This window comes from Rhodococcus sp. NPDC077669, from assembly GCF_040686915.1.
In the GTDB taxonomy this organism is placed as follows: Bacteria; Actinomycetota; Actinomycetes; order Mycobacteriales; family Mycobacteriaceae; genus Rhodococcoides; species Rhodococcoides fascians.
This window is the reverse complement of the sequence record NZ_JBFBMD010000061.1, coordinates 1-1,339: the sequence shown is the minus strand read 5'-3', so window position 1 is coordinate 1,339 and position 1,339 is coordinate 1. Positions and strand designations below refer to the sequence as shown.

Genomic DNA, 1,339 nt, shown 5'->3' with positions numbered 1-1,339 from the left:
TTCGGCGTACACAGCGACACTGGCCAGCCCGGCATCAGCGGCCGCCCGGATCACCCGAACCGCGATCTCACCACGATTGGCAACAAGAACCTTGGAAATCTTCTTATGGGAGGTAGAGGTGGTCATCTGTGCGAAGTCCTTCACTGGCCGAATCGAGCATTGACGAAAAGAGCTGGGGCACTGGCGAGTCCGTAACGATGCATATCTTCCGGTCGACCCCACAGATCGATCGGGGCCGGCACGTCCTCGGCCACCGACGACTGCGCGGCAGTCAGAACCGCAACGACAGCAGCGATCTCGGAGTCCGTCGGACTTCCGCGAAACGACCAACTATCCGACGCAGCAGCAGATTTCGCTTCGCTCACTGCGTCATGATTCGTGTCGCTCACTGCGTCATGATTCGCTTCGCCGCTCATAGTGGGATGTTTCCGTGTTTCTTCGGGGGCAGGGTGACTTGTTTGCGTTCGAGCAGTCGCAACGCGGTCACGATCTGACCGCGGGTGTGACTCGGTGGGATGACCGCATCGAGATATCCGCGTTCGGCAGCGACGTACGGGTTGACCAACGTGTCCTCGTACTGCTGCTGCAACGTCAGCCGCAACGCATCGACGTCCTCACCGTTCTTCGCGGCCTCGAGCAACTGTTTGCGGTAGACGAACCCGACGGCTCCGGAGGCTCCCATGACGGCGATCTGCGCGGTCGGCCAGGCGAGGTTCACATCGGCACCCATGTGCTTGGACCCCATCACGTCGTACGCCCCGCCATAGGCTTTGCGGGTGATGACGGTGATCTTCCCGACCGTCGCCTCCCCGTAGGCATACAACAACTTCGCTCCACGCCGGATGATGCCGTTGTATTCCTGGCCCGTCCCGGGCAGGAACCCCGGCACATCGACCAGGGTGATGATCGGAACGTTGAAGCAATCACAGGTGCGGACGAACCGGGCTGCTTTCTCCGAGGCATCGATATCCAACGTGCCCGCGAACTGGGTGGGCTGATTGGCCACGATCCCCACCGACCGGCCGTCGATCCGCCCGAACCCGACGATGATGTTGCGAGCCCGACCCTCCTGCACTTCCAGGAACTCGTCGTCGTCGAGGATCCGGCGGATCACCTCGTGCATGTCGTACGGAGTGTTCGGCGAATCCGGAATCAGAGTGTCGAGCTCGAGATCCTCCGCCGTCAACGAATCCTCGATCGCCCCGACGATCGGATCCGACGCCACCGTCCGCGGGGCATCGGCCCGATTGTTCGACGGCAAATACGACAGGAGGTCGCGGACGTAGTCGAGGGCGTCCTGCTCCCCGGACGCGACGTAGTGCGCGACACCGGACTTCTC

At 62.1% G+C, this 1,339-nt stretch carries 3 protein-coding genes; all 3 read right to left on the bottom strand.

The window, feature by feature from the left end; translation table 11 throughout:
• The coding region (locus tag AB0P23_RS25445; protein WP_152530500.1) for a biotin carboxylase N-terminal domain-containing protein at positions 1 to 126 on the bottom strand (126 nt) is incomplete at its 3' end.
• A gap of 14 nt (positions 127 to 140) precedes the next feature.
• Positions 141 to 389 carry an acyl-CoA carboxylase epsilon subunit gene (locus tag AB0P23_RS25440; RefSeq protein ID WP_045842112.1) on the bottom strand — a complete coding sequence of 83 codons (249 nt, stop codon included), beginning with the start codon at positions 387 to 389 and terminating at the stop codon, positions 141 to 143.
• 23 nt (positions 390 to 412) lie between these two features.
• Positions 413 to 1,339: carboxyl transferase domain-containing protein (locus AB0P23_RS25435; protein WP_363799789.1), on the bottom strand; the 927-nt coding region annotated here is incomplete at its 5' end.